At 58.7% G+C, this 20,711-nt stretch carries 21 protein-coding genes; 10 read left to right on the top strand and 11 right to left on the bottom strand.

What is annotated here, in order from left to right; genetic code table 11:
* Nucleotides 1-9 precede the first annotated feature (9 nt).
* From cmoB to ACESMB_RS05160, 5 genes are read right to left on the bottom strand one after another with little or no spacing between them, the layout of a single operon-like run.
* Nucleotides 10-1,005 (bottom strand): tRNA 5-methoxyuridine(34)/uridine 5-oxyacetic acid(34) synthase CmoB, encoded by a 996-nt coding sequence (gene cmoB, locus ACESMB_RS05180; protein ID WP_372971050.1) that lies wholly within the window; start codon nt 1,003-1,005, stop codon nt 10-12.
* An 11-nt stretch (nt 1,006-1,016) separates the two neighbouring features.
* Nucleotides 1,017-1,772: a carboxy-S-adenosyl-L-methionine synthase CmoA gene (gene cmoA / locus ACESMB_RS05175; RefSeq protein ID WP_372925145.1), complete on the bottom strand. Its 756-nt coding sequence runs from the start codon at nt 1,770-1,772 to the stop codon at nt 1,017-1,019.
* Nucleotides 1,765-2,136, bottom strand: coding sequence for a kinase (locus tag ACESMB_RS05170; RefSeq protein WP_372971049.1), 372 nt, complete (start codon nt 2,134-2,136; stop codon nt 1,765-1,767). Before ACESMB_RS05170 ends, cmoA begins: the two co-directional genes overlap by 8 nt.
* A gap of 32 nt (nt 2,137-2,168) precedes the next feature.
* Entirely contained in the window at nt 2,169-3,170 is a 1,002-nt protein-coding gene (locus tag ACESMB_RS05165) for a serine/threonine protein kinase (protein ID WP_372925143.1), read from the bottom strand.
* A gap of 9 nt (nt 3,171-3,179) precedes the next feature.
* Complete coding sequence (locus ACESMB_RS05160; protein WP_372925142.1) at nt 3,180-3,602, bottom strand: hypothetical protein; 423 nt, start codon at nt 3,600-3,602, stop codon at nt 3,180-3,182.
* 146 nt (nt 3,603-3,748) lie between these two features.
* Between ACESMB_RS05160 and ACESMB_RS05155 the strand changes: the two genes are divergently transcribed.
* Nucleotides 3,749-4,864 (top strand): NAD(P)/FAD-dependent oxidoreductase, encoded by a 1,116-nt coding sequence (locus tag ACESMB_RS05155; RefSeq protein ID WP_372925141.1) that lies wholly within the window; start codon nt 3,749-3,751, stop codon nt 4,862-4,864.
* A gap of 11 nt (nt 4,865-4,875) precedes the next feature.
* Here ACESMB_RS05155 and ACESMB_RS05150 read toward each other — a convergent pair whose 3' ends face one another.
* Nucleotides 4,876-5,535 (bottom strand): ComF family protein, encoded by a 660-nt coding sequence (locus tag ACESMB_RS05150; protein WP_372925140.1) that lies wholly within the window; start codon nt 5,533-5,535, stop codon nt 4,876-4,878.
* A 169-nt stretch (nt 5,536-5,704) separates the two neighbouring features.
* Between ACESMB_RS05150 and bioB the strand changes: the two genes are divergently transcribed.
* The 9 genes from bioB (at nt 5,705) to ACESMB_RS05105 (ending at nt 15,379) form a co-directional block, all read left to right on the top strand.
* The gene (bioB, locus tag ACESMB_RS05145; protein WP_372925139.1) at nt 5,705-6,775 is read left to right on the top strand and encodes a biotin synthase BioB; all 1,071 of its coding nucleotides are present in this window, start codon (nt 5,705-5,707) and stop codon (nt 6,773-6,775) included.
* Nucleotides 6,776-6,802: 27 nt separating this feature from the next.
* Nucleotides 6,803-7,981, top strand: a complete 1,179-nt coding sequence (gene bioF, locus ACESMB_RS05140; protein ID WP_372971048.1) for an 8-amino-7-oxononanoate synthase — start codon at nt 6,803-6,805, stop codon at nt 7,979-7,981.
* Nucleotides 7,978-8,721 (top strand): alpha/beta fold hydrolase, encoded by a 744-nt coding sequence (locus ACESMB_RS05135; RefSeq protein ID WP_372925137.1) that lies wholly within the window; start codon nt 7,978-7,980, stop codon nt 8,719-8,721. The genes bioF and ACESMB_RS05135 overlap by 4 nt, the downstream gene beginning before the upstream one ends.
* Nucleotides 8,718-9,566 (top strand): methyltransferase domain-containing protein, encoded by an 849-nt coding sequence (locus ACESMB_RS05130; RefSeq protein WP_372971047.1) that lies wholly within the window; start codon nt 8,718-8,720, stop codon nt 9,564-9,566. Before ACESMB_RS05135 ends, ACESMB_RS05130 begins: the two co-directional genes overlap by 4 nt.
* A gap of 19 nt (nt 9,567-9,585) precedes the next feature.
* Nucleotides 9,586-10,278: a dethiobiotin synthase gene (gene bioD / locus ACESMB_RS05125; RefSeq protein ID WP_372925134.1), complete on the top strand. Its 693-nt coding sequence runs from the start codon at nt 9,586-9,588 to the stop codon at nt 10,276-10,278.
* 51 nt (nt 10,279-10,329) lie between these two features.
* Complete coding sequence (locus ACESMB_RS05120; protein ID WP_372925133.1) at nt 10,330-10,575, top strand: flagellar biosynthesis protein FlgE; 246 nt, start codon at nt 10,330-10,332, stop codon at nt 10,573-10,575.
* Between the two features lie 55 nt (nt 10,576-10,630).
* Entirely contained in the window at nt 10,631-11,335 is a 705-nt protein-coding gene (locus tag ACESMB_RS05115) for a putative metalloprotease CJM1_0395 family protein (RefSeq protein WP_372925132.1), read from the top strand.
* Between the two features lie 239 nt (nt 11,336-11,574).
* Complete coding sequence (locus ACESMB_RS05110) at nt 11,575-13,374, top strand: acyl-CoA dehydrogenase C-terminal domain-containing protein (protein WP_372925131.1); 1,800 nt, start codon at nt 11,575-11,577, stop codon at nt 13,372-13,374.
* Nucleotides 13,375-13,588: 214 nt separating this feature from the next.
* Nucleotides 13,589-15,379, top strand: coding sequence for an acyl-CoA dehydrogenase C-terminal domain-containing protein (locus ACESMB_RS05105; protein WP_372925130.1), 1,791 nt, complete (start codon nt 13,589-13,591; stop codon nt 15,377-15,379).
* A gap of 69 nt (nt 15,380-15,448) precedes the next feature.
* On the opposite strand, the gene ACESMB_RS05100 is transcribed toward ACESMB_RS05105, so the two are convergent.
* The 5 genes from ACESMB_RS05100 to leuS all read right to left on the bottom strand — a co-directional run bounded on the left by ACESMB_RS05100 (nt 15,449) and on the right by leuS (nt 20,327).
* On the bottom strand, nt 15,449-15,769 hold the full coding sequence (locus ACESMB_RS05100; protein WP_372925129.1) for a hypothetical protein: 321 nt from the start codon (nt 15,767-15,769) through the stop codon (nt 15,449-15,451).
* Between the two features lie 38 nt (nt 15,770-15,807).
* Complete coding sequence (locus ACESMB_RS05095; RefSeq protein ID WP_372925128.1) at nt 15,808-16,071, bottom strand: hypothetical protein; 264 nt, start codon at nt 16,069-16,071, stop codon at nt 15,808-15,810.
* 89 nt (nt 16,072-16,160) lie between these two features.
* Nucleotides 16,161-17,168, bottom strand: a complete 1,008-nt coding sequence (gene holA / locus ACESMB_RS05090; RefSeq protein WP_372925127.1) for a DNA polymerase III subunit delta — start codon at nt 17,166-17,168, stop codon at nt 16,161-16,163.
* Entirely contained in the window at nt 17,165-17,740 is a 576-nt protein-coding gene (lptE, locus tag ACESMB_RS05085; RefSeq protein WP_372971046.1) for an LPS assembly lipoprotein LptE, read from the bottom strand. The genes holA and lptE overlap by 4 nt, the downstream gene beginning before the upstream one ends.
* Nucleotide 17,741: 1 nt before the next feature.
* Nucleotides 17,742-20,327 carry a leucine--tRNA ligase gene (leuS, locus tag ACESMB_RS05080; RefSeq protein ID WP_372971061.1) on the bottom strand — a complete coding sequence of 862 codons (2,586 nt, stop codon included), beginning with the start codon at nt 20,325-20,327 and terminating at the stop codon, nt 17,742-17,744.
* Between the last annotated feature and the right edge of the window lie 384 nt (nt 20,328-20,711).

Genomic DNA, 20,711 nt, shown 5'->3' with positions numbered 1-20,711 from the left:
CGGCATGCTTCAGGGCTTGTCCGCGATAACGGTTGCTCTTTTCGGCCCCGGGTAGCCCTCAACAGTCTTGGTCGGGTCGTCCGCATCCAGGAAATCCGTTAGCGACTGAAAGCGCATCCAGTCTGTTCTGCGCTGTTCCTCTGTCGTGGTTTCCGTCACGTCCACCACGCGTGCGTTGCGGTAACCGGTCCGGTCCAGCCAGCGTAACAGAGTGTCGCAACTGGGCAGAAACCATACGTTCCGCATTCGGCCGTAACGGTCTTCCGGCATCAGGCTGTAGCCTTCCGGTCCGTCTGCAATCAGCGTTTCAAGCACCAGTTCACCGCCCGGGCGAAGGGTGTCTTTCAGTTCCAGAAGATGATCCAGCGGTGAGCGGCGATGGTACAGCACACCCATGGAGAAGGTGGTGTCGAACGCCTCCAGTGTGGGCGGCAGGTCTTCCATGCGCACCGGTATCAGGTCGATGCGCTGGTCCGGGCCTAGGTACTGTTTGACGCTCAGGAACTGGAACAGGAACAGCAGCCCCGGGTCTATGCCGATCACCCGTCCGGCACCTTCACCCAGCATACGCCAGCAGTGATAACCGGAACCGCACCCTACATCCAGTATCTGGCGACCGCTCAGGTCGGACAGATAGGGCGATACCCGGTCCCATTTCCAGTCTGACCGCCACTCGGTGTCGATGTAGGTGCCGAAGAAATCAAACGGTCCCTTACGCCAGGGCATAAGACCGCGAAGTCCTTTTTCGAGGTGCTCAATAGTAGCGGATGACAGGGGGTGCCGGGTGCTGAGAGTAATCGCGGCGCGGTTGAGGTCCGCTTGTGTATCCGGGATGGCTGGCAATGTGTCCAGCGCATTCATCCAGCGCGCGATATCGCCGTGGGGATTTTCATCGAAGCGCTTGTGGAGTTGTTGCTGCAGCACGATGCGCCAGCGCTCAAGGCCGCGATTGTCGAGGTCGTCGAATAGTGGGGCGAAACATCCCTGCCAGTCGAAGGTCGTCATGAAAGCTCCGTTCAGGGCGTTTTGATGGCGAGCATGGAGACAAAATTGAAGCACTGATACCAGACCAGTACCTGATCAAAGCCTGCTTGCGTAAGTCTTTGCCGGTGCGCTGTCAGGGTTTCCGGAATAAGCACCTGCTCCAGAGCGGAGCGTTTCTGGCTGATCTCCAGGTCGGAATAGCCATTGGCGCGTTTGAATTCGTGATGGAGTTGCGTCTGTATCGCCTGTTCCGTGTCGGACTCGAAACGAATCTTCTCCGACAGGATCAGCACACCACCCGGCAGGGTAGCATCTGCAATGCGGGTCAGCAGTTCCGCACGCTTTTCGGGCGCCACGAACTGCAGCGTGAAATTCAATGTGGTCACAGATGCGTTATTGACAGGGGTGTCGAGAATATCCTCACAGCGCAGAGCGACCGGTAACGGATGATCATCCAGAGCAATGTAGTGCTCACAACGCTCGATCATGGCAGCGGAGTTGTCGACGCCGGTCAGCGTGCAGTCCCGATCGCCAATACCATGTCGCATTGCCAGCGTAGAGGCCCCGAGGGAACACCCCAGATCGTAACAGTGGCTGCCAGGGCGTGCGTACTGTTCGGTAATAACCTCGATCATCGGGATGATCGTGGTGTAACCCGGCACCGAGCGGCGGATCATGTCCGGAAAAACCCGGGCTACCGAGGCATCAAACCGGAACTCTTCCGTTTCACGCTCGCTGGCATACAGCCGGTCCAGGGCCTGGCCCGGCTTTGTGTCCCTGTCACTCATTGTCCGCCGGCTCCTGTCCTTGCTGGATGGGCTGGTTGCGCTCCGGCGCGGGTTCACGGCTGCAGCGCACACCGCGGTTCTTGTAATCGACAAGAATGCCGCGGAAATCCGGGTCGGTATCCGCTGCAACAGCCAGATAACCCTGTTCACAAACCGCGTGAAGTTCAGACGATTTGGGTGACATGCGGAACTCCTCACCCGGGGTAATGTGAACCGCCTCGAATTCCCCCACCGGCACATGATCCTTGTTATCCGAGTGATCAATCCTGCCGCTGGCTTCCAGCACAAGAACGGTTGCTATAATGGTGCCAATGGCTGTCGCAATCAGGCTGCGTACCGTGAATCTGGCCTCACTCTGGCTCATCGGGAAATCTCCGGTCTGTCGGTTTTCCGGCCTCAGTATTGGCCGGGAAGATTAATGGAAGGGGATTGCAGGGCTGCGAGTTGTTCCCGCAGCGATAGAACCTGGTCGGACCAGAAGCGTGGCTGGGCAAACCAGGGGAAGAAGCGGGGGAAGGCCGGATCATCCCAGCGTTTTGCCAGCCAGGTGCAGTGGGAAATCTGCCGGTAACAGCGCAGGGGCTCGATGAGGTGTCGCTCCCGCCGATTGAAGTCCCGGAACATTTCATAGCCCTCCAGCAGTTCCCCGAACTGCTGCCCACGCTCAACATCATCGCCGTTGAGCAATAGCCACAGGTCCTGTATGGCGGGGCCGGTGCGGCAGTCATCCAGGTCCACAAACAGCATTTGTTCTTCGCGGCAGAGGATGTTGCCGGCGTGGCAGTCGCCATGAAGCCTCAGGGTGTGCACGTCGCCGGCTTCATCGATCCGGCGGGCGCAATGCTCCACCAGGTCGGGAATCAATGAGTTCCAGGCCGGGCGCAGGTCGTCCGGCACCCAGCGGTTTTCAATCAGAAACCGGTTGTTTTCCTCTATACCGTAGAGTATCGACATCGTGGGCCGGTGACTGAAGCTGGCAGTATCTCCGATGTTGTGGAGTTGCCCCAGCCACTGGCCAAGGCGATAGAGGGTGTCCGTTATGCTGGTATCCGGGGCCTGTCCGCCTCGCTGTGGGAATACGGCGAACAGGAAATCGTCGCAGCGGCCAAGAGTATCCCCAGAGGGCAGTACCATGGGAGCTACCACCGGAATATCGGCGGCCAACAGTTGCGCCGTGAACTCGTGCTCCTCGCGGATCTGGGCCTCACTCCAGCGACCCGGCCGGTAGAACTTGGTGATAACCGGAGATTTGTCTTCGATGCCGATCTGGTAAACGCGGTTTTCGTAGCTGTTAAGGGCAAACAGCCGACCATTGACGATGAAACCTGCATCCTCCATGGCGTCGAGAATTTTGTCCGGTTTCAGGGCATCGTAGGGATGGCTGGAGATTTCGGTCATAAATAAGTGCTAGCGCCTCGAACTCTGTTTGGCCTGCATGCCTGCAAGGTGGTACCAGTTTTCGTCCAGTTCCCAACGCACCCGGTCCACGCCGGACGCGTTGAGCACGATATCCCCCGCCCTGGCCTGAACCTGGGCCAGTTCACGCTCTGCCCTTTGCCAGTCCCGGTGGTTGTCGCCCAGGTTGCGCATGCTGGGGAAAATGGTCGTCAGTGCATCGTGAGTGGTGGTCTGGTGTGATCGCAGGGAGCTCATGATGGCCGTGCTTCCCTCCACCCTCAATACCCGGTGCTGATAGGGATACTTTGCCACCATTTCGTCGGCCTTCAGATCCTGGTTGAGGCTGATCACCTCGAAGCCACGCCAGCCAAGCCAACCGACAAATATGGCGGCGACCATCATTACAATTATAAACTGCTTCCTGTCAGACATCGTTAACTGCTCCGTGCACTTGTTTTCTGGGGCAAGTATAACGTTTCAGTGCCGCCACAGTAATGCGATTCCGGCTTTTTCGCGATGGTTCGCAGAAGTGGTGCAGGCGCACTTCCACTGGTCAGGCAAAGGTAACGGGATTCCCCATGGCAGGTATAGAAAAGCTTGAGACAGATACAGTGGTGATCGGTGCCGGTATTGTCGGCCTCGCTGTCGCCAGGCGACTGGCCATGCAGGGCCGCGAAGTGCTGATGCTGGAAGCCGGTGAACACTTTGGAGAAGGGATTTCCTCCCGTAACAGTGAGGTTATCCATGCCGGTATCTATTATCCCCAGGGTTCCGTCAAGGCGAGGTTGTGCGTTCGCGGCAGGCAGATGCTCTATGACTATTGCCGCCAGCGCCATATTGGCCATCGCAAAGCCGGCAAGTGGATTGTCGCCCGCGGCTCTGCGCAGCTGGAGAAGCTCGGCCAGATAGGCCGCCAGGCACAAAGCAACGGTGTAGTGTTGCAAAGCGTGAGCCGAAGCATGCTGCAGAAGGCATTGCCGGAAGTGGTCGCCGACGAAGCGTTGTATTCCCCGGAAACAGGCATTGTGGATAGCCACGGGGTGATGGTTTCGTTGCTTGGAGATCTTGAGAGCAACGATGGTCAGATGGTTTGTCACGCGCCGGTGGAGCGCGCAGCAACTGATGGTCGCCGGCACCGTTTGTGGGTGGGTGGTCAGGCGCCGTGTGAGCTGGTTGCCCGGCGGGTGGTCAATGCTGCAGGTCTTGATGCGGTGCCACTGGCGTCGGCCTGGGAAGGCGTGCCAGAGGGAATCGCTCCCGGGCAATGGTTGGCTCGTGGCGTGTATTTCAGCTATTCCGGCCATCATCCGTTCAGCTCGCTCATCTACCCGGTCCCGGAGCCGGGCGGGCTGGGTGTGCATCTGACCCTGGACCTGGCCGGCCAGGCCCGTTTCGGCCCCGATGTGGAATGGATAGAACAGGTGGATTACTCGGTTGATCCCGGCCGGGCCCGGGCATTTGCCGAGGGTATCCGCCAATGGTGGCCGGATCTGGATGAAAGCCGTCTGCAACCGGCCTATGCCGGCATCCGTCCCAAACTGGCCGGCCCGGATGGCGGGTTCGCCGATTTTCGTATCGATGGCGAAACCGACCATGGCATTGCCGGACTTGTGCACCTGTTTGGCATCGAGTCACCCGGGCTGACCTCATGCCTGGCAATTGCCGATGAAGTGGCCGAAAAACTGGGCGACTGAGGCGCTGGCGGTTATCCTGGCGTTCTTGCCAGCGCCCAGACCTGCACGTCTTTTGCGCCAGCGTCGATCAGGGCTTCGGCCAGGCTCCGTGCTGTCGCGCCGGTGGTCATCACATCATCAACAATAGCGACCCGTAATGGTGGTTTACGGGTGACCTGGTATATCCCCCGCAGGTTCGCCAGACGCTGTGCCCGGTTAAGGCCTCGCTGGGGGCGGGTGCGGCGGTTTCTGGTCACCAGGTCTGCGCTCCAGGGTATGCCGGAGCGTTTACTGAGCTGCTCGGCAATATCGGCCGCCTGGTTGAATCCCCGCTTGCGACGGCGGGCCGGGTGCATCGGGCTCGCCACCAGCAGGTCCGGCCGCTGTTCCGGCGAGTTTTCCAGAATCGACACCAGGTGTTCTGCGAAGTCACTGATCAGTGGGCGGGCAAAAGCTCGCTGGCCATTGTATTTGTAGCGCTGGATCATGCCATCGACGGGAAAGCGGTAACGCCAGGGCGCAATCACCCGGCTGAACGGTGGAGGATCCTGCAGGCATTGGCCGCAAAGCGTTTCGTCACCGGCGAATGCCAGGGGCAGGGCACAGCAGCGGCAATGCCAGCGATTGGCAGGCAGGTCCTGGCGGCAGGGTGTGCATAGTCCGAAGTGAGCGTCAGGCTCCAGGCATGCCACGCACTGGCCTCCGCCGGAAGGCAGAAGCCTCTGGGCGGCCTGCAACGACGTGTGAATCCATTCTTTGCGGTTAACCTTTGGTGTTAACAAGGTTGACAGCGGTCTCAGTCCCTTTATCATCTGTTTCATCCGTAAACCAGAATCCCGGTAAAGTTAACAGGACTGAATCATGACTGCCACCACACCCTCTGCGGCACCTCGCCACGACTGGAGCATGCAGGAAGCACGTGCACTGTTCGAACTGCCATTCAACGACCTGATGTTCCGTGCCCAGAGCGTCCATCGTGAGCATTTCGATCCCAATGAGGTGCAGATCAGCACGTTGCTGTCCATCAAGACCGGTGCCTGCCCCGAGGATTGCAAATACTGCCCCCAGAGCGGCCACTACAACACCGGGCTGGAGAAAGAAAAGCTGCTTGAAATCGAAAAGGTGATAGCCGAAGCCAAAGCAGCCAAGGCAAAGGGCGCGTCCCGTTTCTGTATGGGTGCCGCCTGGCGCAGTCCTTCGAAGAAGGACATGGGGTATGTGGTGGACATGGTACGCCAGGTGAAATCCCTGGGCCTTGAAACCTGTATGACTCTCGGCATGCTGCAACAGGAGCAGGCCGATGAACTGGCAGAAGCCGGGCTGGATTACTATAACCACAATCTGGACACCTCCGAGAAGTACTACAGTCACATCATCACCACCCGCACCTACCAGGATCGCCTGGACACCCTGGAGAACGTTCGTAATGCAGGCATGAAAGTCTGCTGTGGCGGCATTGTAGGCATGGGTGAAGACCCGGACGACCGCGTCGGCCTGCTGGTGCAACTGGCAAATCTGCCGCATCATCCCGAGAGCGTACCGGTGAACATGCTGGTAAAAGTGGCCGGTACACCCATGGAAGATGTGGAAGACCTGGACCCGTTCGACTTTGTCCGCACCATCGCGGTTGCCCGCATCATGATGCCGGCCTCCCACGTGCGCCTGTCCGCCGGACGCGAAAACATGAACGAGCAGATGCAGTCGCTTTGCTTCCTGGCCGGTGCCAACTCCATTTTTTATGGTGAAAAGCTGCTAACCACCGCCAACCCGGAAGCCGATGCCGACCGCGAACTGTTCGACCGCCTGGGTATCCGTCCCGAATTGCGCGAGCAGAACTTTACTGAACAGGAAGCGGAAGAAGCTATCACCGAGGCCGTGGAATACGAGCAGACCCGCCACATTTTCTACGACGCCACCCGCGAATCCGCATAAACAGGCAACCGTCGGTGAGAGCTGATCATGCGTGATTTTGCGGCCGAGCTTGAAAACCGGAAGCAGGCGGGGCTTTACCGTACCCGCCGGCTGATCAGCGGGCCCCAGCGACCGGAACTGGTGTCCGACGGAGTGCCGCTGCTGTCTTTCTGCAGTAATGATTATCTCGGTCTGGCCAGCCACCCGGATATTGTCCGTGCCGCTACCGATGCCATGCCCCAAACGGGGCTGGGTGGGGCGGCGTCCCACCTGATCTGTGGCCACCATGATGGTCACCACCAGTTGGAGGCCCGGCTGGCGGAATTTACCGGGCGTAGTTCGGCGCTTTTTTTCTCCACGGGCTATATGGCCAATATGGGGGTGATTTCCGCCCTGGCCGGTCGTGGCGATACCATTTTCTCGGACCGTCTCAACCATGCCTCCATCATTGACGGCTGTATCCTCAGCCGTGCCAGGGTGAGGCGCTACCCCCACAGCGACATGGCTGCGCTTGCGGATATGCTGGCAGTTACCGGCGGACACAAACTGGTGGTGACAGACGGCGTGTTCAGCATGGACGGCGACATCGCTCCTTTGAGAGAGCTCGCTGCCCTGTGCCGGGCACACGATGCGCTTCTGGTTGTGGATGATGCCCATGGCGTGGGTGTGCTTGGTCCCCAGGGGCGGGGCAGTGTTGCCGAGCTGGGGTTGTCGGAAGAGGATGTGCCGGTACTGATCGGAACCCTCGGTAAAGCGGTCGGCACCAGCGGCGCGTTCGTTGCCGGTCCGGCAATGCTGATGGACTACCTGGTGCAGAAGTCACGGACCTATATCTACACCACGGCCATGCCCCCGGCCATTGCACTGGCCACCTGCGCCAGCCTCGATCTGATCGAGCGGGAAAACAGCCGCCGACGTCATCTGCATTCACTGATTGAACACTTTCGCGATGGGGCTACTACGCTGGGCTATGAGCTGATGCCGTCCCGCACTCCCATTCAGCCGATCATGGTTGGCGACAACTGGACAGCCCTTGCGCTGAGCCAGGCCCTGGAACAGAAAGGCCTGATGGTCACTGCCATCAGGCCGCCCACGGTACCGGAGGGTGAAGCCCGCTTGCGGGTGACCTTCAGCGCGGCCCATTCGACAGCCGATCTGGAAAAACTGCTCACGGCTCTCGCGGAGTGTCGTCCGATGTTAAAACGGCCTTCAGCCGAGGCCGTATGACGCAGACTGCTGATCAGACTCCCCTGGTAGTGGTTGGAGGCTGGGGCGTTGATGCCGCCATGCTGTTACCACTGTTTGACGGCTGGCCGGGTGAGATTCACCTGGTGTCACTGACCGATACGATGATGACCCGGTGCGAATCAGTCGCCGAGGTTGCGGCTTACCTGCTGGATCGTTATCCATGCCCATCGGTCTGGGCGGGCTGGTCCCAGGGTGCGCAGGTAGCCATGGCGGCAGCGGCACAAAGTGATTTGCAGGTGTCCAGGGTGATTACCCTTGCGGGCTTTCCCAGATTTCTGGCGGCCCCGGATTGGCCGGTCGGCATGTTGGCTGAACGCTTTAATACCTTCAGAGATGGCATTGCCAACGAAACCGGTCCGGCCTGGCGCCGTTTCCAGCAACTGTTGATTCATGGTTGTGCCGATCATCTGCAGGCCCGCAAGGAGCTTCGACCCTGGCTGAAAAAGGGGGCTTTCGTAACGCCAGCCAGTCTGATTCGTGGTCTGGACTGGCTGGAAAGCGAGGACCAGCAGGGCTTGTGGCAGGAGCTTCCGGTGCCAGCGCTGCACCTTCAGGCAGAACAGGACGCTGTTGTCCGGTCGTGGGCCGGGTCCTTTGCACCAGCCCGGAGCGCCGATGTGGTCACCGTACCCGGAATGACCCACTGGCCACGGGGGCAGGCGGTTGCGCACTGTCGTGGCGAGATTCATCGGTTCGCTTTCAGTACGGGGGATTCATGACAGATCTGACAGTGCCCACAAATCGGGAGACAGCGTTCTCGCACGGTGCTGCCAAAACCGCTGTTGCGAGAGATTTCGGGGCGGCCTCAAAAACCTACAATCCGGCAGCACGGTTGCAGCGTTACATGGGCCAGGTCATGCTCGACCAGTTGTCGGAGCAGGGCTGTCTCCGGGAGTCCGGTGATGGCTGCCGGATCCTGGACCTGGGATGTGGAACCGGTTGGTTTACCGGGCAACTGACGGAGCTGGCTGGCGGCGCCGGGGGTTCCGTAACCGGAGCAGACCTGTCGCCGGGTATGCTGGAGTATGCCCGTGCCACTGCCGCCCCGGGTATTCGCTGGCTGGTCGCAGATGCCGAATCCCTGCCGCTGGGGGACAGCAGCCTGGATGTGGTTTTCAGCAACCTGATGATCCAGTGGTGCGATGACATAGCCGGTGTGCTTGCCGAGTGTCGTCGTATACTGCGCCCTGGCGGTCAACTGTTTATTTCAACCTTGCTGGACGGCACGCTGGATGAGTTGCGTGGCGCCTGGCACCAGGCCGATCCGGGCCATGAGCATGTTAATCGCTTCGAAAGCGAGGATGACTTTTGCAGACAGGCGATTGGAGTGCTGCCGAACTCGCGCATTGCCACCGAATCCATTGCTCTGGATTATCCCTCGCCAATGGCCCTGCTGGCAGAGCTGAAAGCCATCGGCGCTGGTTTCAAGGGCTCGTCCCGTCGCCGCAACGCGACAGCGCCGGGACGTTTACGGGCCATGTGCCACCATTATCCGAAAGGAAGTGATGGCCGGGTCTACGCAACTTACAGGGCGGCATGGCTGACTTGCCGCCTGCCGTACTGATATCGGAGTTACCGCGGCCATGGCCAGAAAAAGCTATTTCGTGACAGGAACCGACACCGGCGTGGGCAAGACCATGGTTTCGGCGGCCATTCTTGAGGCGGCCTCGTTGCTGGGCAAACGCACACTGGCCATGAAACCGGTTGCCTCAGGCTGTGACGAAACGCCGGATGGCCTGCGCAACGAAGATGCGCTGATACTGATGGAGGCCATGTCCGAGTCCCTGGGTTATGACCAAGTTAATCCGATAGCACTGAAGCCGGCTATCGCTCCACATGTTGCGGCAGCACAGGCAGGCCGCATTGTCACGGCCGAGCGTTTGGTGGGATTCTGTCGCGGCCTGCAGATGCGCCCGGCGGACCTGTTGCTGGTAGAGGGCGCTGGCGGCTGGCGAGTGCCGCTCAATGACCGGGAAACCTATGCCGCCATGCCGCGGGCGCTGCAAATGCCGGTGATACTGGTGGTACCCCTGAAGCTCGGTTGCATCAACCACGCCCTTCTGACCGCCGAAGCCATTCGACGTGATGGGCTGACCGTTGCCGGCTGGGTGGCCAACCGGCCGGTCCTGGAGATCATGACCTGTGAGCAGGAAACCCTGGACTACCTGGTCAATCATCTGGAGGCTCCCTGCATGGGAGTGCTGCCATGGCAGGAAAATGCCGACCCCAGGATCCTGGCGGCCAGCCTGAATGTGAATTGTTTGTTTGAAAAATGACCAGGAATGTGGCTTACTTGAGTCAATTAATGGTCATCGGACAAAGCAGTTATGATCAACAACACATTGGGAATTGGTATTCAGGGCATCCAGAGCGGTACGCAGGGCATGGAGAATGCCGCCCGTCAGATTGCCCGGGGTGGAGTGGATGGTCCCCAGGGTACCGCGGAAGGCGCGGGCGGCCTGGTTGAGCCGATTATTGATCTCAAACTCTATGAACGCAGTGTTGAGGCTTCGGCCCAGGTGGTGAAGACCGCCGATGAAACCCTCGGCACGTTGCTGGATATCAAGGCCTGAGCCCTTATAGACGGTGGCCTCATCGTCGCCTCTTCTGGTTATCTGAATCACTGACATGATGATTTCCGGCTCACTTCCCTCCCTGGCTCCAGTGTATCCCCTCCCGGGGGTCGGGGCCGCCGGTCCGGCCCGGCAGGCGGTCACTGAACCCTCCTCTGCCGATTCCGAAGGAACTTCCACAAACAGAACCGTCAGCGAGGACAGGGAAGCCGACGATCGTGCACGCCCAAAAACCTCCGGGTCAGACAATCCCCAGGGGCTGGAAGAGGCCGAACTGCAGGAACTGTCTGACCTGAAAGCGCGTGACCGTGAGGTTCGCGCCCATGAGGCAGCCCATCAGTCTGTTGGTGGGCAATATGCCGGCTCCATCTCCTACGTGTATGAACGTGGCCCCGACGGCGCTCAATACGCAGTGGGTGGCGAAGTATCCATTGACACCTCTCCGGTGCAGGGCGACCCCCAGGCGACGATTGAAAAGATGCGGGTGGTCAGGGCTGCAGCACTTGCGCCTGCGGAGCCCTCGCCCCAGGATCGCGCTGTCGCGGCCGAGGCCATGCAGCTTATGTTGCAGGCCCAGTCCGAGTTATCGTCAGAGCTTGGCGGGCAGGAAGAGGCTGCTTCTTCCGGCGGCGTCGATGATGGTGACCAGGCTACCCGCGAATCCCGTAATGCAGCCAGTGCCTACCAGACCGTTTCCGGCTTCAACGAAAACAGCGCAGTCAACGAAGAAACCACCTCCCGGTTCATGGCAACCGCCTGATAACCTCACGCTTTCGTAGTTCATTTCCAGTCCCACACCCATCATAGCCGCTAAGTCCCACCACAAAACGCAACACAATTTTCAGGTGCGGCTATTGACAATTCTGCCCCTCTAAACGTATGTTTCAAACAAGTGTTTAATTAGTGGTGCCGCAAAAACTGCGGTGCCGTATGAGCAAACCCCGAGGCAAAGTGCTGTGACCGTTTCGCAGCTGTGACTGAAAACCTGAGGTGGATCCCATGCCTGACTACAAAGCGCCCCTGCGTGACATTAAGTTTGTAATGACCGAGCTGCTGGACAGCGAGCAGCACTACGCCAATCTGGAAGGTGCCGAAGATGCGACTCCGGATATGGTCGACGCCATTATCGGGGAAGGTGCCAAATTCTGTGAACAGGTGTTGTCTCCGCTGAACCAGGTGGGCGACAACGAAGGTTGTACCTGGAGCGAAGACGGTGTGAAAACGCCGACCGGTTTCAAGGAAGCCTATCAGCAGTACGTAGAAGGCGGCTGGCCCTCGATGACTGCGGATCCCAACTACGGTGGCCAGGGCCTGCCACACTCCCTCGGCCTGGTCATGAGCGAAATGGTTGGTACTGCCAACTGGTCGTGGGGTATGTATCCGGGCCTGAGCCACGGTGCGACCAATACCATTGAAGAGCACGGCACCGAAGAGCAGAAGCAAACCTATCTCACCAAACTGATCAGTGGCGAGTGGACCGGTACCATGTGCCTGACCGAGCCGCACTGTGGTTCCGACCTTGGCACCCTGCGCACCAAAGCCGAGCCCCATGCCGATGGCACTTATGCCATTACCGGCACCAAGATCTTTATCTCTGCCGGCGAGCACGATATGGCGGAGAACATCGTTCACATTGTTCTTGCACGTCTGCCGGGCGCACCGGAAGGCACCAAGGGAATCTCCCTGTTCATCGTGCCCAAGAACCTGCCTGACGAAGACGGTTCTTCCGGTGAGCGCAATGCCGTTTCCTGTGGCTCTATCGAGCACAAGATGGGCATCCACGGCAACGCCACCTGCGTGATGAACTTTGACGGCGCCAAGGGTTGGCTGATCGGCCCCGAGAACAAGGGCCTTAACTGCATGTTCACCTTCATGAACGTTGCCCGTATCGGTACTGCCATCCAGGGCCTGGGTGCGGCCGAGCTGGGCTTCCAGGGTTCTCTGGTGTATGCCAAAGAGCGTCTGGCCATGCGTTCTCTCAGTGGTGCCAAGAATCCTGAAGGTATTGCCGATCCGATCATCGTTCATCCGGACGTGCGTCGTATGCTGCTGACCCAGAAAGCCGTCGCCGAAGGTGCGCGCGCGCTGATTTACCTGACTGCGCAGCAGGCAGACATTGTTCACAGTGGCAAGACTGAGGAAGAGCGCAAGGCGGCCGATGAAGCCCTGGGCTTCCTGACCCCGATCGCCAAGGCCTTCCTGACCGAGATTGGCTACGAAGCGGCGAACCTGGGTATGCAGGTTTACGGTGGCCACGGCTTCATCTCCGAGTGGGGCATGGAGCAGAACGTTCGTGATGCCCGTATCGGCATGATCTACGAGGGTACCACCGGTATCCAGGCGCTGGACCTGCTGGGCCGCAAGGTACTGATGACCCAGGGTGAATCCCTGAAGGGATTCACCAAGCAGGTGCACGTATTCTGCAAGGAAAACGCCGATAACGAGCAACTCAAGGAGTTCATCGAGCCGCTGGCAGCCCTGAACAAGGAGTGGGGCGACCTGACCATGAAGATCGGCATGACGGCCATGAAGAACCGTGAGGAAGTCGGAGCCGCATCCGTGGACTACCTGATGTACTCCGGTTACGCCGTTTTTGCCTACCTCTGGGCGCGTATGGCCAAGGTGGCGCAGGACAAGATGGAGGAAGGTACCACCGAGGAAATGTTCTATAATGCCAAGCTCCAGACGGCACGCTTCTACTTCAAGCGCATGCTGCCGCGCACCAAAGGGCATGCAGAGAGCATGCTGGCCGGTGCTGACAGCCTGATGGACATGCCGGAAGAAGCCTTCGCCCTTTAAGGCGGGTTTCAGGGAACCGAAAAGCCCGCTCTCCCCGGAGGCGGGCTTTTTTTCGTGAATTGACCGCCGGGACCTCATGAGTTGGGGGCGCCATTAGGGTAGAATAGGCCACCATAAAAATAACCTGAGCGGACACATAGCCGAGGAAGTGAACAGGGCCCCGGGCCCGTACTTGTTCGCTTCGCAGACTGACTGAATTGTGGAGAGTTTCTAGATGGCTGATTATCAGGCACCTTTACGTGACATGCGCTTTGTCCTGAATGAAGTATTTGATGTCCCGGCGCTGTGGGCGTCCCTGCCAAAAGTGGCAGAGAACGTTGATCCGGACACTGCCGATGCCATTCTTGAAGAGGCAGGCAAGATTACCAGCGGTGTACTGGCGCCCCTGAACCGCGAAGGTGACGAGCAGGGCTGTAAGTGGAATGACGGCGAAGTGTCCACTCCGGAGGGCTTCCGCGAGGCCTACCAGACCATTGTTGAAGGCGGCTGGAATGGCCTGGGTGGCAACCCGGAGTTCGGTGGCATGGGCATGCCCAAGACACTGGTCGCTCAGTTCGAGGAAATGATGCAGGGTGCCAACATGGCCTTTGGCCTGGCGCCGATGCTGACCGCGGGCGCCTGCCTGGCTCTGGATGCCCATGGCAGCCAGGAGCTGAAGGAGAAATACCTGCCCAATATGTACTCGGGTGTCTGGTCCGGTGCCATGGACCTGACCGAGCCCCATGCCGGTACCGACCTGGGTATCATCCGTACCAAGGCTGAACCCAACGGCGATGGTTCCTTCAATGTGACCGGCACCAAGATCTTCATCACCTGGGGCGAGCATGACATGGCGGAGAACATCGTCCACCTGGTGCTGGCCAAGCTGCCGGATGCGCCCAAGGGGCCCAAGGGTATCTCCATGTTCCTGGTGCCCAAGTTCAGCGTTAACGAGGATGGTTCACTGGCCGAACGTAACAGCCTGAGCTGTGGCTCGCTTGAAAAGAAGATGGGCATCAAGGGCTCCGCCACCTGTGTTATGAACTTCGACGGCGCCAAGGGCTGGCTGGTGGGCGAAGAGAACAAGGGCCTGGCAGCCATGTTCACCATGATGAACTACGAGCGCCTTGGGGTTGGTATCCAGGGCATCGGTGCTGCGGAGGCTTCGCTGCAGAGCGCACGTGAATACGCCCTCGAGCGTATCCAGAGCCGCGCACCCACGGGCGCCCAGCAGCCGGAAAAAGCGGCCGATCCGATTCTGGTTCATCCGGATGTGCGCCGTATGCTGCTGACCATGAAAGGCTACGTGGAAGGCGGTCGTGCTTTCTCCACCTACGTGGCCCAGTGGCTGGATATCTCCAAGTACTCGGACGATGATGAGCGCCGCAAGCACGCCGAAGGCATGGTGGCGTTGCTGACACCGGTTGCAAAAGCCTTCCTGACCGACCGCGGCCTCGATGCCTGCATCATGGGCCAGCAGGTTTTCGGTGGCCATGGCTTTATCCGCGAGTGGGGCCAGGAGCAGCTGGTTCGTGACTGCCGAATCACCCAGATCTATGAGGGCACCAATGGCATCCAGGCGCTGGACCTGATGGGGCGCAAGGTGGTTGGTAGCCAGGGTAAACTCTATGAGCTGTTTGCCGAAGACGTGGCAGCGTTCATCGAGGAAAACAGTGGTGACGAGAATCTGCGTCCCTATCTGGCGCCCCTGGCAGCCGCTTTCGAACGCCTGTCAGATGTAACCGAGCATGTGATCAATCAGGCGGGAGACAAGCCTGACGCTGTTGGTGCCGCATCGGTTGATTACCTGGATCTGTTTGGTCTGACGGCCCTCGGATACATGTGGGCGAGGATTGTGAAAGCCGCGGCGCCGAAAGCGGAAGGTGACACATCCGGCTTCTATAGCGGCAAAGTGAAGAGTGCGCGCTTCTACTTTGATCGTCTGTTGCCGAAGACGGTTGCGCTTGCCGAGGGCATCCGCAGTGGCAGTGATTCCATGATGGCGCTGACAGCCGAGGAATTCTGATCCCTCCTGCGTAAAGTGAAAAGGCAGGCCTGCGGGCCTGCCTTTTTTGGGCGAGAATATTGCTGCCAGTTAAAAATTATCCAGCCTACCGGGTTCCAGTACGAACGGGTTTTCATTGCCCTGGATCTCGGCAATCTGCCGGTACCGGTTGTCATTGGCGCACTGGCTGGAAGTGCCGCAATCAAGGGCGTTGCGAACCTGGGCCAGCGGGTAGACGTAGCCATCAGTAAGCAGGCACCCCTTGCTGGTGAAGGGCGTCTCGCAGAAAAACGAGGTTCCACCTTCGGCATAGAGTTTTCCCCAGAATTCGTTGTGGACAACCGAGTCCGGATCACTGAAGCGGGTATTCTGGCTGCTGACCACAGAGGCTCCGTATGGCCAGAGCCTCATGGTGGGTATTTGTTGGTTTCTGTTAACCGGTTAACACTTTACTTAAGTCGCTTGCGGATATTCGCGTAGCCGGATTTCAGGTCTTCACCCAGTTTATGGGCTGTCTGGCGTGCTTCCTTTGAGGCATCGTCCGCATCGTGCAGGAGTCCATCTAGCTTGCCGCGGAACCGCTCCCAGTCCTTTTCCAGATCGTCCCACTCATCTTTGACGTCTTCCCTGGCCAGGTGCATCTGGACTTTGGCTTCGTCACGATACTGTTTGATTTTCTCCGACAACTGTTTCAGTTCATCCTGGAAACTCATATCACACACCTCCTTTGATGGTAGACGGCTATACCATGCTACCGAATGTAAAAAACTGTCAAGTGGGAAAGGAAGCGATTTGATGTGGATCAGGCTGGCCTGGCCAGCAGCGTGATCATATCCTGCAGGTGATGCCAGGGGGAGAGGCTGTCGAAACCTTTGGCGGCGCGGTCTGTGGCACTGCAGAGTTCCAGTGCCGCCATCAGCTGACGGCGGTTCAGGCGCCTTGCGGCCTGTTCCACGGCGCGCGCCCGTTGCGGCTGGAACACGCCCCGTTTTTTCAGGAAACCCGCCGTGTTTTCCCGTTTGGCAGAGGCGATATTCAGTTCCATGGTCAGGTTTAGATCCCGGGAAAGCACTGTCAGAAGGCCCAGCGGGTTCTCTCCTTCCTGCTGCAGCACGCCGATGATTTTCCGGGCGTGGGCGGCCCGGCCGGCAAGCAGCTCGGTGACCAGCTCGAATCCGTTAAAGCGGGAGCTGTCCTGGACGGCCTGTTCCACCGCTTCCTCATCAATGGTGGCACCGGAACCCAGCAGTGCCAGGCGGTCCAGTTCCTGGCTTGCCGCCAGAAGATTGCCTTCCAGCCGTTCAGCCAGGATGTCGAGGGCACCACGTGTCAGGCTCAGGCCATGGTTACGGGCCCTCTGTTGCAGCCAGCCAGGGAATTTTTCTGTATCAATGGGCCATACCGGCACGTGAACGCCTTTGTTCTGGAGCTCCTTGTACCATTTACGGCGGGTCTCTGCTGCATCAAGGCGGGTACTGATCAGCAGCAGAACGATATCATCCGGTGGATTCTGCAGCAGGCTTTCCACAACCGCACGCCCGTCCCCGAGCTTGCCCGTGGGGAGGTGTATTTCAATGCGGCGCTTTTCGGCAAACAGAGAAAGCGCTCCGAATTCTTCACCAACCCTGTTCCAGTCCAGCTGTTGATCGGCATGAAAAGTTACCCGGTCTTCAAAACCCGCTTCACGGGCGGCTTTCCGAACCTGGTCGCAGCATTCCTGGACCAGCAAAGGCTCATCCCCTGAAATCAGATAGACCGGTGACAGGCCTTTCTGTAGTAGCTGGGGTAGTTGATGCGCCTGTGTCTTCATGATGACGGCTCAGTGTCTTCCCTGCGTGCATCTTCTGCTTGCCGTCTCATGCGTTCAATGCGGTCTTGGTCGATCGGCGCTAGGCGAAAGATTACCTGTTGCGCCAGGCGATCATAGAGCTTTTGCTGCAAATCATCCTCTTCGCGCTGTTTGGCGAGCACATTGGATTCGTCGTAGCGAAAGGTTTCACTGCTGGTGAGATTGGTCGGCTCAATCAGTGGTATTTTGTCAGCGGTGAGCACCTCGACATCGACTGCGTACCGAAGTGTTATCTCGTCAGCGGCGGCACGGACAGTGATGGCACTGGCTCGTCGATCCTCGCTGAAATCACGGATTTTAAGCACAAAATCCGCCTCCTGAGCGGGTTTCAGCTCAATCCGGCCCAGATCCAGCTGCTCCCTAACCCCGTTACACAGTTGTTCCGGGACATTGTCAGAGCAGTCCACAGCCAGTGGCTGCAAGGCCGACGATACCGGAGGAGCTCCCCGCAGCTGGAACCCGCACCCTGCCACCAGCATTGTCAGTAATGCTACCGCTACAGAGCGCATCGGGGAGCCGGCCGCCGGTTTCATATCAGTTGGCCACCACGTTGACCAGTTTGCCCGGCACCACGATCACTTTGCGAACGGTCTTGCCTTCGGTAAAGCGCACGACATTCTCGTTCTCCAGCGCGAGGGCTTCCAGGGCGTCTTTTTTAATATTCGCGGGGACGTCTGCCTTGGCCCGCACCTTGCCATTTACCTGAAGCACAATCTGGATCTCGCTGCGCACCATGGCGTCCTTGTCGGCGGTAGGCCAGGATGCGTCCACCACGGGCTCTTCATGGCCTAGCGCATGCCAAAGCTGGTGGCAGATATGAGGAGCGATGGGGGACAGCATCAGCACGGCGGTATCCAGTGCTTCCTGGCGCACGGCCTGGCTTTGCGGTTCGTCATCACCCAGTTTGCCAACGTCATTCAGCAACTCCATGACCGCCGCAATTGAGGTATTGAACGTCAGCCTGCGGCTTATGTCATCACTGACCTTGGCGATGGTTTCATGGGTCTTGCGACGAAGGTTGCGCTGACTGTTGTTAAGACTGGCGCCGTCAAGGGCTGGCGCCGGTCCTTTTTGCGTATGCTCGTTGACCATCCGCCAGAGGCGCTTGAGGAACCGGTGGGCGCCTTCCACGCCGCTGTCAGACCATTCCAGCGACTGCTCAGGAGGTGCGGCAAACATCATGAACAGGCGAACCGTATCGGCACCGTGCTCGTCGATGATGGCCTGTGGATCAATGCCGTTGTTCTTGGATTTGGACATCTTGGTCACACCGCCGGCAACGACCGGTTGCCCATCGTGCTTGTGGACGGCACGGATAATCTGGCCCTTCTCGTCCTTTTCGGTAATCACCTCCGCGGGTGAAATCCATACCTTGCCGCCATTGTCGTCATCGCGGTAGTAGGTTTCGGCCAGCACCATGCCCTGGCACAGCAGGCGATTGAACGGTTCGGAACTGTTTACCAGCCCCACATCCCGCAACAGTTTATGGAAGAACCGCGCGTACAGCAGGTGAAGAATGGCGTGCTCGATACCACCAATGTACTGGTCCACCGGCAGCCAGTAGTTGGCTGCAGCCGGATCCAGCATACCCTTGTCGTAATTGGGGCTGCAGAAACGGGCGTAGTACCAGGAAGACTCCATGAAGGTGTCGAAGGTATCGGTTTCCAGGGTAGCAGGCTGGCCTTCAAAACTGGTTTTTGCCCACTCCGGATCGGCCTTGATGGGCGACTGTACGCCGTCCATGGTGACATCTTCCGGAAGCGTTACCGGCAACTGGTCATCAGGCACCGGGCGCTCGGTGCCGTCTTCCAGGGTCATCATCGGAATCGGTGCACCCCAGTAACGCTGGCGCGAGACGCCCCAGTCGCGGAGGCGGTAGTTGACGGTACGCTTGCCAATGCCATTTGTTTCCAGATGGTCGGCTATGGCTTCGAAGGCTTCTTCGCTTGTCAGGCCGTTGTACTTGCCGGACGACACAAGAATGCCCTTCTCGGTGAAAGCCTCTTCCTGGGTGTCGATTTCGCGATTATCGGAGGGGGCGATCACCTGTTTGATCGGAAGCCGGTACTTGACCGCAAACTCATGGTCACGATCATCGTGGGCCGGCACCGCCATGAGTGCGCCGGTGCCATATTCCATCAGTACGAAATTGGCAACGTAGACCGGAATCTCCTCCTGGGTCAGGGGATGGATGGCCTTGTAGCCGGTATCAATGCCTTTCTTCTCCATGGTCGCCATGTCGGCTTCGGCAACCTTGCTGTTGCGGCATTGCTCAACAAACCCTGCGACTTCCCGGTAACGTTCGGACGCGGCCCTGGCAATCGGATGCTCGGCCGCCACCGCCATATAGGTTACACCCATCAGGGTGTCCGGGCGGGTGGTGTAGACATCGAGCACGTCATCACGGCCTTTGAGCGGGAAGGTCAGCTCGGTACCGATGGACTTGCCGATCCAGTTGCGCTGCATGGTCTTGACCTGCTCGGGCCAGTCTTCCAACTGGTCCAGGTCATTCAGCAGTTCTTCGGCGTAGTCGGTAATGCGGATAAACCACTGGGGAATCTTTTTCTGCTCAACCAGTGCACCGGAGCGCCAGCCCCGGCCATCAACCACCTGCTCATTGGCTAGCACGGTCTGGTCCACCGGGTCCCAGTTGACGGTAGACATCTTTTTGTACACCAGGCCTTTTTCATACAGGCGGGCAAAAAACCACTGCTCCCAGCGATAATAGTCCGGCTTGCAGGTAGCCAGCTCGCGGTTCCAGTCGTAACCGAAACCCAGTTGCTTGAGCTGGTTCTTCATGTAGGCAATATTGGCATGGGTCCACTTCGCCGGCGCCGTCTTGTTGGCGATGGCGGCATTCTCAGCAGGCAGGCCGAAGGCGTCCCAGCCCATGGGCTGCATGACATTCTTGCCCTGCATGCGCTGGTAGCGGGAGATCACGTCGCCGATGGTATAGTTGCGCACGTGCCCCATGTGCAGTTTGCCGCTGGGGTAGGGAAACATGGACAGGCAATAATATTTGGGCTTGCCCGGTTCTTCCTTCACCGTGAAGGTGTTATTTTCTTCCCAGTAGGTGCGGGCTTGCTGTTCAACATCGCGGGGATTGTATTGCTGGTCCATTCCTGCCATTACCAAAGTTACCCTGTATCAAAAAGATGTGCGAAGCGGCCGAACATTCTAACGCACACAAGGCTTAACAGGTAGTCTGCCAATTTGCCGATACTGTGCCATGCTTGGAGTTATGGTGAAGGGCAGAGCGGGTATGGCTGTCCAGGGCACGCTGTAAATACGTCCCTGTACGCTTGACAAAAACATCCATGTTTTTGACATCCCTGGACAGCCGTACCCACAGCCCGGCGCTGCACCCGTAACCCGGTAAAAGGAGCTGTCATGACAGAACCAGAACGCAATCACCTCTCAGGCAAGGCCCTTGAAGCCTATGACCGCATGCTGGAACGGGTCCAGGCCCGGCTCAGTGAAATGGAGGAAACCACCCGCGATACC

The organism is Marinobacter sp. (assembly GCF_041686475.1).
Classification (GTDB): domain Bacteria; phylum Pseudomonadota; class Gammaproteobacteria; order Pseudomonadales; family Oleiphilaceae; genus Marinobacter.
This window is presented reverse-complemented; position numbering and strand designations above follow the sequence as displayed.